Below are 14,360 nucleotides of genomic sequence, written 5' to 3'. Positions count from 1 at the left end.
TATATACGGGTCAAAATGGCCGTTTGGATTACCGGCGGGTAAAGAAATTGTAAAAATGCCCGGCTCCGGGCGCCAACGGAATGCTTGCCAGCGGACTAACCCATCTCCTGTTCCGCGGGTTCGGCAGGCGTTAACCGGTTTTTGAATTTCCGGTAGGCATAACGCGCCAGGGAATACAGGGTTACATAGGTCAGCAATACATACAGGTAGGTGTCGATTTGGGACATGACATCTTTAGTTTTGGGGGATATGCGATGAAATGTACAATTAAATCGATAACGCGCCCAAATTTGTAGGAAAAATTCGATGAAATGCTCAGGGGTCCACGGCGCGGTAGGCTTCGATCACCGCTTTTTCCCCGGAAATACCCTCCTGGGAATTTCCGTGTTCCATCCCCAGGATACCTTCATAACCGCGTCCGGCAATGTATTTAAAAACATTTGAATAGTTGATTTCGCCCGTTGTGGGTTCCTTTCGGCCCGGGTTGTCCCCAATCTGGAAATAAGCAATTTCATCCCAGCAAGCCTCTATGTTCGGGATCAGGTTGCCTTCCTGGATTTGCTGGTGGTAAATATCGAAAAGGATTTTGCATGCCGGGGAGTTTACTGCCCGGCAGATTTCATAGGCCTGTGCCGACCCGCTGAGAAACATTCCCGGGTGGTTTCTGAAGTTGAGGGGCTCCAGGACCATCGTGAGGTTGTGAGGTTCCAGGATGTCGGCGGCCCGCCGGAGGCTTTCCACCACATGGGCCGTCTGGTGGCCCATATCCTGCCGTAAATCCAGGTGTCCGGGCACTACGGTCATCCACCGGGCGTTCACCCTCTGGGCTACCGCCACGGCTGCCCGGATTTCCCCGAGGAATTCTTCCCGGAGGGCCAAATCGCCGGAAGCCAGGTTCGGGCGGTCCCAATAGATGGTATGGGCCACAAAGACCCCCATCCGCATGTCCCGTTCCGCCATCAGGCGCGCCATGGCTTCCTGCTGGGCTACCGGCCGGTTGCCCATTCCATTGTCCTCAAAAGATCGAAAACCCGCGTCCGCCATAAAGCGCAGCTGCTCCAGGGGGTCCTCCCCGGCGCTTTCCCGGAACATCCCCAGGTGGGGGGCGAAGTCCAGGGTAAATGCTTCCGCTGGTTGGGGAAAGGTGTTGGCGTATTGTTGCGGTTTCACTGCGGCACCCGGTCCGGCTCCCCGTCCGAATGCAATAGGGCTTGCGGCACCCAAAGCAGCCGCAAGCCCTGTATTGCGTATGAATTTCCTGCGATTCACCGGGGGTCTGTTAAATAGACCAGGCCTTGCCGCCGGTCAGTTCGTCTACGTCCCCGCAAGGGATGTATTCGCCCGGTACGGGCTGGTAAGCCAGTACCTCTTCCCCAATGTATTCCGTGTTCTTGTAGGCCCAAATGACGGAGCCGCGCAGGTTGTTGGCAAAACTGTATCGGGAGATCGCCTCGTCCAGGGTGGCTTCCTGCCCGGATTCCACAGCTTCCTGGTAGGAGCCGATGGCTTCCATTATCACCGCTTCCTCCTCAGGCGTCTTTTTCGCCAGGCTCTCGGCGAGGACGGGTTCCAGGTCCTCGACGGTCAGGTCTTCGGCAGCTTCCTTCCCGGAATCCGCCAGTGCCTTGTCTATAAACGCCCCGAATGCCATCCGCATAAAGTCCTGTTCCTCCGCTGGGGGGACTGCTTCCATATAGCTGTCGATAAAGGCGTGAACCTGTAATTCGGAGGCAGCGGGAGTATCGGTTTTAGGCAGGATGATGTCCACGAGCTTCACCAGGACGGCTCCTTCGCCCTCGCTGAAGAAGACCGGGGTCCAGTCGGTGCCTGCCTCCTGCTGGCAACTCTGCAGGATGCTCATTACGGTGGGCGTGGCCAGGGTGAGCCCCATAGCCATCCCCATATTTTTTAAGGCTTTTCTTCTTTCCATTAGATATTTCCTTTTTTAAGTTCTTTAACGGCGTGGTCCGCTGCCCGGGCCGTAAAGGCCATATAAGTGAGCGACGGGTTTACGCAGGAGGCCGAGGTCATGAAGGCCCCGTCTGTGACATAGACGTTTTTGCAGTCGTGCACCTGGTTGTAACCGTTAACCACCGAGGTCCGACGGTCACGTCCCATCCGGGCCGTTCCCATTTCGTGGATTCCGAGGCCCAGGGCGCTGTTTCCGTTGAACGGGGTCACTTCGCGGAAGCCGGCTTTTTCCAGCATATCCGCGGCCTGTTCCATCATATCCTGCCGCATGTTCAGTTCGTTTTCCTTATAACCCGCGTCGAAAGTCACCGTGGGCAGGCCCCACTGGTCGAGCTTGTTGTAGTCCAGGGTCATCCGGTTGTCCTCGTAGGGCAATACCTCGCCGAATCCGCCCATGCCGAAGGTCCAGCCCCCGGGTTTCAGGATCGCCTCCTTGAGGTCCTTGCCGTGGGAAAGCTCCCCAATGGTATCTTCCCAGTTTCCGCGGCTGGCGCCGCCCTGGTAGCCGTAACCCCGCTTAAAGCTGTCCACGTTTGTACCGCCGCCGAGGTTCCGGAAACGGGGGAGGTAGATGCCGTTGGGCTTGCGTCCTTTATAGTATTTGTCCTCGAAGCCGTCGAATTTGCCCGACGCCCCCACGTTGAGGTGGTGGTCCATGATGTTCCGGCCCAACTGGTCCGAATCGTTCCCCAGCCCGTTCGGGAACCGGTCGGAACGCGACTGCATCAGGATGGAGGTGGAAGCGATGGCGGAGGCGCACAGGAATACCACCTTTGCCTTGAACTCGAATTCCTCCTTGGTGACCCGGTCGATGATTTTTACGCCCGTGGCTTTTTTGGTATCCGGGTCGTAGGTGATTTCGTGAACGATGGAATCCGGCCGGAGTGTCAGGTTTCCGGTCCTTTCCGCAGCCGGCAGCGTGGAAGAGACGCTGCTGAAGTATGCGCCGAAGGGGCAGCCCCGGATACACCGGTTCCGGAACTGGCAGCGGTTGCGGCCCTCGTATTGTTTGTCGCTGTTGATATGCGCTACCCGGCCAGCGGTAACCACGCGGTCTTCGTATTGTTCGGCCAGCTTCTGGCGGAAGTGGTCTTCCACGCAGTTGAGCTCCATCATGGGTTCGAAGACGCCATCCGGTAGCTGGGGCAGCCCGAGTTTTTCGCCGGTAACCCCGATATAGGCTTCCACCTTGTCATACCAGGGGGCGATGTCCTTGTAACGGACCGGCCAGTCCACGGCGATGCCTTCCCTTTTGTTCGCTTCAAAGTCGATATCGCTCCAGCGGTAACTATGGCGTCCCCACATAATGGAACGGCCACCCACGTGGTACCCGCGCATCCAGTCGAACCGCCGGGTCTCGTTATAGGGGTGTTCCAGGTCGTTGACAAACCAGAAATTATGCTGGGCGCGCACGGTATAACCCGTCCGGGCCTGCTTTTCCTGTTTGGCCGCTTCTTCCCTCGGGAGCTGCCCGTTGTGAGGGAAATCCCAATCATCCATGTTGGCCGTTGGATAGTCTTCGATGTGCTTGACCATACGGCCGCGTTCCAGCACCAGGGTTTTCAGGCCGGCCTCGCAAAGTTCTTTCGCCGCCCAACCGCCGCTGATCCCGCTCCCGACGACAATCGCATCGTAGGAATCCTGCTCCTGGTTGTAATAGAATTTACTCATTTAGAATGTTTGTTTAATTCCTAAAAGTATTAAATATTAAATTAATTTTCTACATTTAAACGCCCATAAATCCTAGGGTTTTGCAGTAAAGGAGGCGTAAAGATACGGATAATGCAATGAGAGCGAAAACCTTAGCGCCTGCCTGCCCGCATAGCCGCCCGGCAAAGCGGATCTGACCAGCAACCAATTAAAATAGCCGATAACCGATGAAAAGACGCAAATTCCTCCACCAGAGTGCCAAGGCTTCGGCCGCAGTTTCCCTGTTCGGGGCCCTTGCCTGTAAGGGAAATGAGAAGAAAGAAACCAGCGACGGCAGCCCGGATTCCGGAGCGATGGCCGCCACCGCTGAAGCCGATTTGTTTTTCGATCTCTCCCTGGGCCAGTGGTCCATCAACCGGATGATCCGCAACGACGGGGTAGACCCGTACACCTTTGCGGAGAAGGCCAAGGGATGGGGCTTTACCGGCCTGGAATACGTCAGCGCCCTGTATTACGGCACCCTGCAACCGGCGGGATTTTCTGCTGAGGCCATGCAGGAATTCGTCGATAAATCCAATGAGGAGGCACAGAAACACGGGATGAAGAACGTCCTGATCATGGTGGACGGCCAGGGGAATCTGGCTGTGTCCGACGCAGCCGAACGCGCTGCAGCCGTTGAAAACCACCACAAATGGGTAGATGCCGCCGCGGCCATGGGTTGCCATGCCATCCGGGTCAACCTGGCCGGCAGCGACGTCCCGGATGAGTGGATCGCCAATTCCATCGACGGCCTGACGCAACTGGGCAACTACGCCCGCGACAAACGCATCAATGTCCTTGTCGAGAACCATGGGGGACTCTCCTCCAACGGGGAGATGATGGCCAGGGTTTTCAGCCAGGTGGAACTGGATAATGTGGGCACACTCCCGGATTTCGGGAATTTCTGCATCCGGCGAAACGACCCTTCGGACTACGGTTCGGGCTGTGCCGAGGCATACGATATTTACAAGGGCGTCGAGGAGCTCATGCCGTTTGCCAAGGCGGTGAGCGCCAAATCCCACGATTTCGGCCCGGACGGCAACGAGTCGGAGATCGACTACGTCCGGATGCTGAAAATTGTGAAGGACGCCGGATACCGCGGGTATATCGGGGTGGAATACGAAGGAAGCGAAATCGGGGAAGAAGCCGGGATCATCGCCACGCGGGACTTGTTGATCAAAGCCGCCGGGGAATTGTCATAAGCAGTAATTAATGGGATGAAATCGTATTTCCACCAACTTTTTGATTACAATTATTACTGTAACAAAAAGCTTATTGAAGCTTGCTCGGAAATGAAGGAGGTGTCTGCGCGTACAGCGGAGCTCTTCAGTCATATACTCAATGCACACCATATCTGGAATGCCCGGCTGAACGGGAGCGAACCCCAATACGGGGTGTGGGACGTGCATGCGCTTTCCGATTGGGCGGATATCCACTACGAAAACCAGCGGGCCTCCTTTGAGTTGATCACCAATGCGGACGACCTGGAAAAACGCGTGGGATACGAGAACTCCGAGGGGCGGAGTTTCAGCAATACGCTCCGGGACATCCTGTTCCATATCCTGAACCACTCCACCCACCACCGGGCACAGATTGTGGCGGAAATCCGCGCCAGCGGCGCGGAACCTCCCGCTCTGGACTACATCTTCTACAAGCGATAAACCGCCGCCATGAAGGGTCGAATCCAATTGCAGCTATCCTTGATGATGTTCCTGGAGTTTTTTGTCTGGGGCAGCTGGTTTGTAACCATGGGTACCTATCTGGGCCGGAGTCTGAACACGGACGCGGCAGCAGTCGGCACCGCTTATATGACGCAATCCTGGGGGGCCATCGTTGCGCCCTTTATCGTCGGGCTGATCGCCGATCGCTTTTTCGCGGCCCAGCGCATGCTCGGGGTCATCCATATCGCGGGCGCCGTACTGATGTATTTTATCGGGTCCACGCAGGAATTCGCCGTATTCTACCCGCTTTTGCTGGTCTATATGGTCCTGTACATGCCCACCCTGGCCCTTGCCAACAGCGTGGCCTTCAACCAGCTGTCCGACCCGTCCAAGCAGTTTGCCAGGATCCGGATCTGGGGGACCATCGGCTGGATTGTTGCGGGGATGCTTATCGGCTACGTATTTCATTGGGAGGCCGAAAACCTGCTGGGTTACACCTTTATGCTGGCCTCCGGGTCTTCCCTGGCCCTGGGCCTGTTCAGCTTCACCCTCCCGGATACCCCGCCCAAATCCAAAGGCGACCGGATTACCCTGAGCGACGTGCTGGGGCTGGAGGCACTCAGCCTCCTGAAAAGCCGCAACTACCTGATATTTTTCCTGTCGAGTGTTCTTATCTGTATTCCGCTTGCATTCTATTACAGTTTTGCGAACCCCTTCCTGAACGAGATCGGGATGGATAACGCTGCGGGGAACATGACGTTCGGCCAGATTTCCGAGGTGATCTTCCTGCTCCTCCTCCCGGTTTTCCTGAACCGGTTCGGGCTCAAGTGGACGCTGATTGTCGGGATGCTCGCCTGGGGGGTGCGCTATACGCTCTTTGCCTACGGCAATGCGGACGAGGGGGCATGGATGTTGTTTGCCGGCATCGTGCTCCACGGAATCTGCTACGATTTCTTTTTCGTCTCCGGGCAAATCTACACGGATGTCAAAGCCGGGCCGCGGATCCGGAGCGCCGCCCAGGGACTGATCACCCTGGCAACCTATGGGGTGGGAATGCTTATCGGTTACCAGGTTTGCGGGAGCATCGTCGACGCCTTTGCCACCGCCGACGGCCATGCATGGCGGGAAATCTGGCTGTACCCGGCCGGGTTCTCATATGTCGTCTTGCTGGTGTTTATCCTCTTTTTTCGGAATGAGAAAGTCAGCTACAAACTATAATTTTAATATATTCATCGCTTGCAACTAAACTAAAACAAACATTATGAAACCAATTAACAGAAATCGGGTGTTCCTTGCCGCTTGTATCTCCCTGGTGGTAACGTCCATGACCTTTGCCATCCGGGCGGGGATCCTCGACCAGCTGGGACTCCAGTTCGACCTTTCGGATACGCAACTGGGCTATATCAACGGAATGGCCTTCCTGGGTTTCCCCATCGCCACGATTGTCGGCGGGCTGCTTTACAATTTACTCGGTCCGAAAAAGTTGATGATGATTGCGTTTTTCTCGCATATCATCGGCCTGGTGATGACCATATACGCCGGAGGGTTCTGGACGCTGTTGATCTCCACCTTCTTTATCGGCTTTGCAAACGGGTCCGTGGAAGCGGCCTGCAACCCGATGATTGCCGATATGTATACGCGCAACCGAACCGCCATGCTCAACCGCTTCCACGTTTGGTTTCCGGGGGGTATCGTGATCGGGGCGCTGATTTCCAAGTTTATGACGGATTTTGGCATGGGCTGGCAGGCCCAGATAGCCATCATGCTGATCCCCACGTTGATTTACGGCTTCATGTTCTTTAAGGAGCCCCTGCCGGAAAGCGAACACATGGAAACGGACACGCGCCTCAATATCAAGGCGCTCGCCAGCCCGCTTTTCCTCTTTATCATTGTCTGTATGACCCTGACGGCGATTTCCGAATTCGGGCCCCAGCAATGGGTGGAGCGGATCCTCGGGAATTCCGGGGCGAACCCCATGCTGGTCCTGGCAATGGTTACCGGTATCATGGCGCTCGGCCGCTATTTTGGCGGTTTTCTGGTGCACCGGCTGAACCCGATTGGCGTACTGTTGATGTCGGCGATTGTCACGACGGCGGCCGTCTACAGCATGAGCATTGCAGAAGGCGGGATGATTTATGCGGCGGCGATCCTGTTTGCCCTGGGGGTGTGCTATTTCTGGCCCACCATGATCGGGTTTACCTCGGAGTATATGCCTAAAACCGGGGCCCTCGGCATGTCGCTGGTAGGCGGAGCCGGGATGTTGTCCACAGCCATCTGGCAGCCCGTAATCGGGTCCTGGCTGGACAGTGCACGGCAAACTGCCCTGGACAGCGGGATGGCCCAGGAAGTGGCGGAACTGGCCGCCGGGAAGGCAACCCTCGGAAAGATGATGTTCTTCCCGCTTACCGTTGCCGTACTCTTTGGGATACTGTTCCTGTTTTTCCGGAAGAAACTGGAAGAGCGACGCGTACCACAGGCGCATGACATGGCGGATGTCCTGGAGCAAACAAAAGGAAGTTAAAATCAAAAATTACCTAATACTATGCCTGAAAAGATAAAACTGGGTATCCTCGGAGGCGGGGGCGATTCATTGATCGGCGTCCTCCACCGGGTTGCCGCCCATATGTACGACAGCTATGAGATTACCGGAGCGGTCTTTAACCCGGACCATGCACAAAGCCTGGAATTTGCCCGGGAACTTGGGATTTCAACCGACCGTATCTATCCGGATTTTGATACGCTGATTGCCGAGGAGACCAAACTGCCGGAATCCGAGCGGATCCAGGTGTGTTCCATCCAAACGCCGAATTTCCTCCATTACCCCATGGCCAAAAAACTCCTGGAAAACGGCTTCCACGTAATCTGCGAGAAACCGATGACCACCACGTACGAAGAGGCCAAAACCCTCCGCGACCTGCACGAGAAATCCGGGAAGGTTTTTACCGTTACCCACACCTATACGGGTTATCCGATGGTGCGCCAGATGCGGGAAATGATCAAGGCCGGTGCCCTCGGGAAGATCCACAAGGTGGATGCCCGGTATTACCAGGGCTGGATCAACCCGATTATCCACGATAAGGAAAAGCGGAATTCGGTCTGGCGGCTCGATCCGAAGAAAGCGGGCATCAGCTCCTGTATGGGGGATATCGGCGTCCACGCTTTCAACATGGTGGAATTCACCACGGGCCTGAAGATCAAATCGCTTCTTTGCGACTTCAACTACCTGTATGACGACAACGTCATGGATGTGGACGGCACGGTGCTGATCCGAATGGACGACCACGTGAAGGGCGTAATCCGCGCCAGCCAGGTAGCCACCGGGGAGGAGAACGGACTGGCCATTACGATTTACGGCGAAAAGGCCGGTTTCCGGTGGGAACAGGAACGCCCCAACTTCCTCTACCTGTTGTCAGACACGGAACCCGTGCGGGTATACAAACCCGGGCATGCATACAATTCCGAGTTGTCGCTGGATGGAACCAAGCTCCCGGCCGGGCACCCGGAAGGCATTTTCGATGCGATGGGCAACATCTACCGGGGCGTGGCCAAGGCCATCCGGGGACAAAAGTACAACGACGGGGAATTCCCGACCATGACAGACGGAGTCCGCGGCCTGAACTTCGTTGAGGCCACGGTAGCATCCCACAAATCCGGGAACACCTGGGTGGATCTGGATTGACGCAACCCGTTTATCAGAAATAAATAAGCCCGGGTTGGTCCGGGCTTTTTTTATGCGAGGCCGAAGAAGACGACCCCCCGGGAAGACGATGACCGGGACGACGACGAAGACGACGAGGATTAAACCAGGGATTCCGGTTTATAGGTGAAGGGGAGCGACGGCAGGAAGTACCGCAAAAGCATTCACCCTTAAACCCAATTGCCAAATTGAAATCTTCAAATCGGCACATCCTCAAATCTTCAAATCGGCAAATCTTCAAATCAGCCTTACCCCTCGTACACTTTCTCAAACACCTCGCACACCACGATCATACTTTCCCTCGGAACCCTGCCAAAGGGCTCCAGTTCCCGGGCAAATGCCTCCCAGTGCGATTTTTTCCACTGCTCCAGAGACCCGTCTCCTTCCCCTTCCAGCTTGGCGTAGGAGGAAGAGATGCTGAAAAAAGGCTTGAGCCGCACGGCCACTGTCCGGACAATGCACCGGGCCTGACCCTCCCAATCCGTTAAGACGGTAAAGTCCCCGATCCTGGGCAGGGTCTCCCCCCGGTGCTGCAAGCCCAGGAGGGCATGGCTGTAAGAGCGTTTTTTTCCCTTCAGGACCAATTGGAGGTTCCGGTTGGCCTGGTCGGCATCGCGGCCCAGGGGGCGCACTTTGGGTTCGCCGGTGAAGGCGTATTCCAGGTGACGGTCCAGGTAATCGCCCCAGAGGCGTTTTGCAGATGTGTTTTTCATCGGGTGGTGTGGGATTAACTAAAGGCGCCAGCCTTGAATTGTTCGGCTGCGTGATGTGCAGCCCGGGCGGTAAAGGCCATATAGGTCAGGGACGGGTTTACGCAGCTGGCCGAGGTCATAAACGCCCCGTCGGTGACGTAGATGTTCGGCACGTCGTGGACCTGGTTATGCCGGTTGACCACGGAGGTTTTCGGGTCGTGGCCCATGCGGGCCCCGCCCATTTCGTGGATGCCCAGCCCGGGCCCGGTTTCCCGTTCGTAGGTTTCAATATCCTTAAAGCCCGCCGCTTCAAACATCGCGACGATCTGCCGGAGGATATCCTCCCGCATGCGGTATTCGTTTTCTTTGAATTCGACGTCGAAATCCAGCTGGGGCAGCCCCCACTGGTCTTTTTCCGTTTCGCTCAGGCGCACCCGGTTGTCGTGGTAGGGGAGCATCTCCCCAAAGCCGGTAGCCCCGATAGTCCATTTCCCCGGTTTCATGATGCTGTCCTTCAGGCCGGCCCCGTACCCCATTTCGGCTACCGATTCCGTCCAGTCGCCGCGGCTGGCAGAGCCCTGGTACCCGAAGCCCCGGAGGTAGTCTTTTTTCTCCGAATCCCGGCCCAGGTTGACAAAGCGGGGAATATAGAAACCGTTCGGACGACGGCCTTTATAGTATTTGTCCAGGTGGCCTTCCACGCTGGCACGGGCCCCCAACTGGTAGTGGTGGTCCATGATATTGCGGCCCAACTGGTCGTGGTTGTTGCCGATTCCGTCCGGGAAACGGGAGCTCCGGGATTTCATCAGGATGCCCACGGTGGCCATGGCCGAAGCGCAGAGGAAGATCACTTTGGCGTTGAAGGTTAGCTGTTCGTGGGTTTCCGTGTCGATTACTTTGACGCCGGTGGCCCGGCCGGTGGCTTCGTCGACGATGACTTCGTGGACAATGGCCAGGGGCATCAGGGTCATGTTCCCGGTGCGTTCGGCCGCTGGCAGCGTACTGCTGTTGCTGCTGAAATACCCGCCAAACGGACATCCGCGCCAGCAGCGATCGCGGAACTGGCAGGGGTTGCGTCCCTCGGGAACGGCGTTCGGATCGGTAATATGGGCTGCCCGCCCCACTGTGAGGACGCGTCCGTCCGAAAAGGACCCGGAAACAGCCTTTTTCAGGTCTTCCTCCGGGCAATTCAGGCCCATGGGCGGCTGGAATTTTCCATCCGGCAGGTGAGGGAGCCCCAGGGCCTCCCCGCTGACGCCGATATAGGATTCCACCTTGTCGTACCAGGGGGCGATGTCTTTGTAGCGCACCGGCCAATCCACGGCTATCCCGTCTTTCTTGTTCGCTTCAAAATCCACGTCGCTCCAACGGTAGCTCTGCCGGCCCCAGGTCAGGGAACGGCCGCCTACCTGGTAGCCGCGGATCCAGTCAAAACGCTTGGTTTCCTGGTAGGGGTGTTCCAGGTCGTTGACAAAAAAATGCGCCACGTCCGGACGGGGCGCCCAACCTACGCGGAGTTGTTTGTGGTATTGCCGCTGGCGTTTGCGGTCCATCTGGTTGCCGTAAGGCAGGTCCCAGTCATCCAGGTTCGCCGTTGGGTAATCCTCTATATGCTTCACCATCTTGCCGCGCTCCAGGACCAGGGTCTTCAGGCCTTTTTCACATAGTTCTTTGGCGGCCCATCCGCCGGTGATTCCGGTACCGACGACAATGGCGTCGTATTCTCCTGAGGGTTTACTCACGTTTCCACGGTTTATTCTCGGGTATTTTCTATCTTTATGACGGTCGCTCCGCGACTACCCGGATATTTTCGATTCATTAAATATAGGGTATAATTCACAAACTGCTGCGGGATAAAAGCTCCGGCGAAACCGGAGTCCGGGCGCCCTCGGATGCGGGCGGCTGCCCCATTTTACAACGCGGCGGGAGGTGGAAAATTTTACAACTACCAAAAACTGACAAGAAATGAAAACTATCAAGGGGCCGGCGGTTTTCCTGGCCCAATTCGTCGACGACAAAGCGCCATTCAACAGCCTGGACGGCATGTGCAAATGGGCCTCGGACCTGGGGTACAAAGGCATTCAGATTCCCACCTGGGAGCACTTCCTGATCGACCTGGACAAAGCGGCGGAAAGCCAGGATTACTGTGACGAGCTGAAAGGGAAAGTACAGTCCTACGGCCTGGAGATCACCGAGCTATCCACGCACCTGCAGGGGCAGTTGGTAGCCGTCCACCCGGCCTACGACCTGATGTTCGACAACTTCGCCCCCGACGCCGTCAAAAACAACCCGAAGGCCCGGACGGAATGGGCCGTAGACGTGGTAAAGAAGGCCGCTACGGCAAGCCGCCGGCTCGGGATCAAGGCACACGCTACTTTTTCCGGCGCACTCCTCTGGCATACCTTCCACCCCTGGCCGCAACGTCCGCCCGGGCTGGTGGAAATGGGCTTTGAGGAACTGGCAAAGCGCTGGAAACCCATCCTGGACCACTTCGACAAGGAAGGGGTAGACGTCTGTTACGAAATCCACCCCGGGGAGGACCTGCACGACGGGGATACCTTTGAGCGCTTTTTGGAGGCCACCGGCAACCACCCCCGCGTGAATATCCTCTACGACCCGAGTCATTTTGTACTCCAGCAACTGGACTACATCGAATACATCGACCACTACCACGAATTTATCCGTTCCTTCCACGTGAAGGATTCCGAATTCAACCCCACCGGGAAGAAAGGGGCGTTCGGCGGGTACAACGACTGGGGCGACCGGGCCGGTCGCTATCGCTCCCTGGGCGACGGGCAGATCGACTTTAAGACGATTTTTTCCAAGCTGACCCAATACGGGTGCGACGTGTGGGCCGTGATGGAGTGGGAATGCTGTATCAAGAGCCCCGAACAGGGCGCCCGGGAAGGCGCCAAATTCATCCAGGACCACATCATCGAAGCCACGGAGAAAACCTTCGACGACTTTGCCGGGGGGGAGATCGACAAAGAGATGCTCCGGAAGATCCTGGGACAATAAAAACCTCACGAACCACTAAATATTCAAACTGAAATGAGAAAACTGACATTGCTGGCCTGCTGCTTTTTTGCAGTAATCGCCTGCAAGGAAAACAAGGAAACACCATCCGAAGAAGTTGCGGAATCCGCAGAGACCGCAACCCCGGAAAATGAGGCGTCGGACTGGATCGTCCTGTTTGACGGGACATCTTTTGACGGCTGGAAGGGCTACAACCAGGAAGGGGTGCCGGACACCTGGTCCATCGAAGAGGGGGCCATGGTCTTTACCCCCCCTGCCGAACGGCCGGAGGGAGCCAGCTACAACCTGGTCACCGAGTCCAAATTCGAGAATTTCGTACTCTCCCTGGAATGGCAGATCAGCGAAGGGGGGAACAGCGGGGTGTTCTGGGGCGTCGAGGAACTCGAGCAATTTGGCCAGCCCTACCAGACCGGCCCGGAGATCCAGGTGCTGGACAACGAAAAGCACCCGGATGCCAAGGCAGGTACCACCCACCAGGCCGGAGCCCTCTACGACATGATCGCCCCGTCCGAGGATGTTACGCGCCCGGTGGGCGAATGGAATACCATGGAGATTACCATCGATTACGCCGGGGAGACCGGCAAAGTGGTGATGAACGGTACCGAGTTGCTCACCTTCCCCCTGGGGAATGACGCCTGGGATGCCATGGTGGCGGACTCCAAGTTCGACGGGTGGGAAGGCTTTGGCCAGTACCACGAAGGGAAGATCGGGCTGCAGGACCACGGCGACCGGGTGGCCTTCAGGAATATTAAAATCAAACCGCTATAATCATGAAGAAGTTACTTACCGGCCTGGCTGGAATGGCCCTGCTGGGAGCATGCCAGCAGCAACCGGAACAATCGACGGAACCGGAAACGGCCGGCGGGCCCGAGCCTATTGTCCATGAGGAATATCAGGGCGAGGAGCCTACAGAACCCGAGGCCACCGAGGTGTATGAGCCCGTGCCACCGAAAGTGGACCCCTACGGCCAGAACGGGGCCCCCAGCGATGCGATTGTTCTGTTTGACGGAGGCGGTTTTGACCAGTGGCAGATGGTCAGCGACAGTTCCGAGGTGAAATGGCACCTGAACGACGACGGCAGCATGACTGTAGCCGACAAGACGGGCGACATCCGGACGAAACAGGAGTTTGGCGATATCCAGCTTCACCTGGAGTGGCGCTCCCCGGCGGATGTGCAGCGCGACGGGCAGAACCGCGGGAACAGCGGGGTGTTTCTGAACGGGCTCTACGAGGTGCAGGTGCTGGACAACAACGACAACGATACCTACGTGAACGGGCAGGTGGCCTCCGTCTATAAGCAGCACATCCCCCTGGCCATGGCCTCCGTGCCGTCCGGGGAATGGAATACGTACGACATCATCTACCACATGCCCGAGTTCAACGAGGCCGGCGAGAAGATCCGCTCCGGGACGCTGACAGTGATCCACAACGGCGTGCTGGTGCAGGACCATGTGGAACTCAAGGGAACGACCCCCTATATCGGCTGGCCGGACAACCCGGCCCACGGGAAGGGACCCCTCATTCTCCAGGACCACGGCGACAACAGCCGGGTGAGTTACCGGAACATCTGGGTTCGGGAGCTCTGATCGCCTTCGGCAATACGCATGCGTTATA

General features: G+C 57.0%; 14 protein-coding genes. 8 read left to right on the top strand and 6 right to left on the bottom strand.

Going from position 1 to position 14,360, the window contains the following annotated elements; genetic code table 11:
- Positions 1–95 precede the first annotated feature (95 nt).
- The 4 genes from RB2501_RS16430 to RB2501_RS02420 all read right to left on the bottom strand — a co-directional run bounded on the left by RB2501_RS16430 (position 96) and on the right by RB2501_RS02420 (position 3,642).
- On the bottom strand, positions 96–227 hold the full coding sequence (locus tag RB2501_RS16430; RefSeq protein WP_015753137.1) for a hypothetical protein: 132 nt from the start codon (positions 225–227) through the stop codon (positions 96–98).
- Between the two features lie 88 nt (positions 228–315).
- Positions 316–1,170 carry a hydroxypyruvate isomerase family protein gene (locus RB2501_RS02430; RefSeq protein ID WP_015753136.1) on the bottom strand — a complete coding sequence of 285 codons (855 nt, stop codon included), beginning with the start codon at positions 1,168–1,170 and terminating at the stop codon, positions 316–318.
- A gap of 109 nt (positions 1,171–1,279) precedes the next feature.
- Positions 1,280–1,930, bottom strand: coding sequence for a gluconate 2-dehydrogenase subunit 3 family protein (locus RB2501_RS02425; protein WP_041326913.1), 651 nt, complete (start codon positions 1,928–1,930; stop codon positions 1,280–1,282).
- Entirely contained in the window at positions 1,930–3,642 is a 1,713-nt protein-coding gene (locus tag RB2501_RS02420; protein ID WP_015753134.1) for a GMC oxidoreductase, read from the bottom strand. The genes RB2501_RS02425 and RB2501_RS02420 overlap by 1 nt, the downstream gene beginning before the upstream one ends.
- A gap of 206 nt (positions 3,643–3,848) precedes the next feature.
- Between RB2501_RS02420 and RB2501_RS02415 the strand changes: the two genes are divergently transcribed.
- The 5 genes from RB2501_RS02415 to RB2501_RS02395 are packed head-to-tail and all read left to right on the top strand — an operon-like array spanning position 3,849 to position 9,000.
- Positions 3,849–4,862: a sugar phosphate isomerase/epimerase family protein gene (locus tag RB2501_RS02415; RefSeq protein ID WP_015753133.1), complete on the top strand. Its 1,014-nt coding sequence runs from the start codon at positions 3,849–3,851 to the stop codon at positions 4,860–4,862.
- Between the two features lie 15 nt (positions 4,863–4,877).
- Complete coding sequence (locus tag RB2501_RS02410; RefSeq protein WP_015753132.1) at positions 4,878–5,321, top strand: DinB family protein; 444 nt, start codon at positions 4,878–4,880, stop codon at positions 5,319–5,321.
- A 9-nt stretch (positions 5,322–5,330) separates the two neighbouring features.
- Positions 5,331–6,539 carry a nucleoside permease gene (locus tag RB2501_RS02405; RefSeq protein WP_041326912.1) on the top strand — a complete coding sequence of 403 codons (1,209 nt, stop codon included), beginning with the start codon at positions 5,331–5,333 and terminating at the stop codon, positions 6,537–6,539.
- 43 nt (positions 6,540–6,582) lie between these two features.
- Positions 6,583–7,842, top strand: coding sequence for an MFS transporter (locus RB2501_RS02400; RefSeq protein WP_015753130.1), 1,260 nt, complete (start codon positions 6,583–6,585; stop codon positions 7,840–7,842).
- A gap of 21 nt (positions 7,843–7,863) precedes the next feature.
- The gene (locus RB2501_RS02395; RefSeq protein WP_015753129.1) at positions 7,864–9,000 is read left to right on the top strand and encodes a Gfo/Idh/MocA family protein; all 1,137 of its coding nucleotides are present in this window, start codon (positions 7,864–7,866) and stop codon (positions 8,998–9,000) included.
- A gap of 266 nt (positions 9,001–9,266) precedes the next feature.
- Here the strand turns inward: RB2501_RS02395 and RB2501_RS02390 are convergent, their stop codons facing one another.
- Complete coding sequence (locus tag RB2501_RS02390) at positions 9,267–9,731, bottom strand: ASCH domain-containing protein (protein ID WP_015753127.1); 465 nt, start codon at positions 9,729–9,731, stop codon at positions 9,267–9,269.
- A 14-nt stretch (positions 9,732–9,745) separates the two neighbouring features.
- A complete protein-coding gene (locus RB2501_RS02385) occupies positions 9,746–11,452 on the bottom strand; it encodes a GMC oxidoreductase (protein WP_015753126.1) in 1,707 nt (568 codons plus the stop codon).
- A 223-nt stretch (positions 11,453–11,675) separates the two neighbouring features.
- On the opposite strand from RB2501_RS02385, the gene RB2501_RS02380 reads away from it, so the two are divergent.
- From RB2501_RS02380 to RB2501_RS02370, 3 genes are read left to right on the top strand one after another with little or no spacing between them, the layout of a single operon-like run.
- The gene (locus RB2501_RS02380) at positions 11,676–12,728 is read left to right on the top strand and encodes a sugar phosphate isomerase/epimerase family protein (RefSeq protein WP_015753125.1); all 1,053 of its coding nucleotides are present in this window, start codon (positions 11,676–11,678) and stop codon (positions 12,726–12,728) included.
- Positions 12,729–12,761: 33 nt separating this feature from the next.
- On the top strand, positions 12,762–13,514 hold the full coding sequence (locus RB2501_RS02375; RefSeq protein ID WP_015753124.1) for a 3-keto-disaccharide hydrolase: 753 nt from the start codon (positions 12,762–12,764) through the stop codon (positions 13,512–13,514).
- A gap of 2 nt (positions 13,515–13,516) precedes the next feature.
- Complete coding sequence (locus RB2501_RS02370) at positions 13,517–14,332, top strand: 3-keto-disaccharide hydrolase (RefSeq protein WP_015753123.1); 816 nt, start codon at positions 13,517–13,519, stop codon at positions 14,330–14,332.
- Positions 14,333–14,360: the final 28 nt, after the last annotated feature.

The organism is Robiginitalea biformata HTCC2501, assembly GCF_000024125.1.
In the GTDB taxonomy this organism is placed as follows: Bacteria; Bacteroidota; Bacteroidia; order Flavobacteriales; family Flavobacteriaceae; genus Robiginitalea; species Robiginitalea biformata.
Note: the sequence above shows the minus strand (reverse complement) of the source record. Positions and strands in the feature narration are given on the sequence as shown.

Coding starts and splice junctions, on each gene's coding strand:
- RB2501_RS16430 (WP_015753137.1), bottom strand. CDS start 227: ATGTCCCAAATCGACACCTACCTGTATGTATTGCTGACCTATGTAACC.
- RB2501_RS02425 (WP_041326913.1), bottom strand. CDS start 1,930: ATGGAAAGAAGAAAAGCCTTAAAAAATATGGGGATGGCTATGGGGCTC.
- RB2501_RS02420 (WP_015753134.1), bottom strand. CDS start 3,642: ATGAGTAAATTCTATTACAACCAGGAGCAGGATTCCTACGATGCGATT.
- RB2501_RS02415 (WP_015753133.1), top strand. CDS start 3,849: ATGAAAAGACGCAAATTCCTCCACCAGAGTGCCAAGGCTTCGGCCGCA.
- RB2501_RS02410 (WP_015753132.1), top strand. CDS start 4,878: ATGAAATCGTATTTCCACCAACTTTTTGATTACAATTATTACTGTAAC.
- RB2501_RS02405 (WP_041326912.1), top strand. CDS start 5,331: ATGAAGGGTCGAATCCAATTGCAGCTATCCTTGATGATGTTCCTGGAG.
- RB2501_RS02400 (WP_015753130.1), top strand. CDS start 6,583: ATGAAACCAATTAACAGAAATCGGGTGTTCCTTGCCGCTTGTATCTCC.
- RB2501_RS02395 (WP_015753129.1), top strand. CDS start 7,864: ATGCCTGAAAAGATAAAACTGGGTATCCTCGGAGGCGGGGGCGATTCA.
- RB2501_RS02390 (WP_015753127.1), bottom strand. CDS start 9,731: ATGAAAAACACATCTGCAAAACGCCTCTGGGGCGATTACCTGGACCGT.
- RB2501_RS02380 (WP_015753125.1), top strand. CDS start 11,676: ATGAAAACTATCAAGGGGCCGGCGGTTTTCCTGGCCCAATTCGTCGAC.
- RB2501_RS02375 (WP_015753124.1), top strand. CDS start 12,762: ATGAGAAAACTGACATTGCTGGCCTGCTGCTTTTTTGCAGTAATCGCC.
- RB2501_RS02370 (WP_015753123.1), top strand. CDS start 13,517: ATGAAGAAGTTACTTACCGGCCTGGCTGGAATGGCCCTGCTGGGAGCA.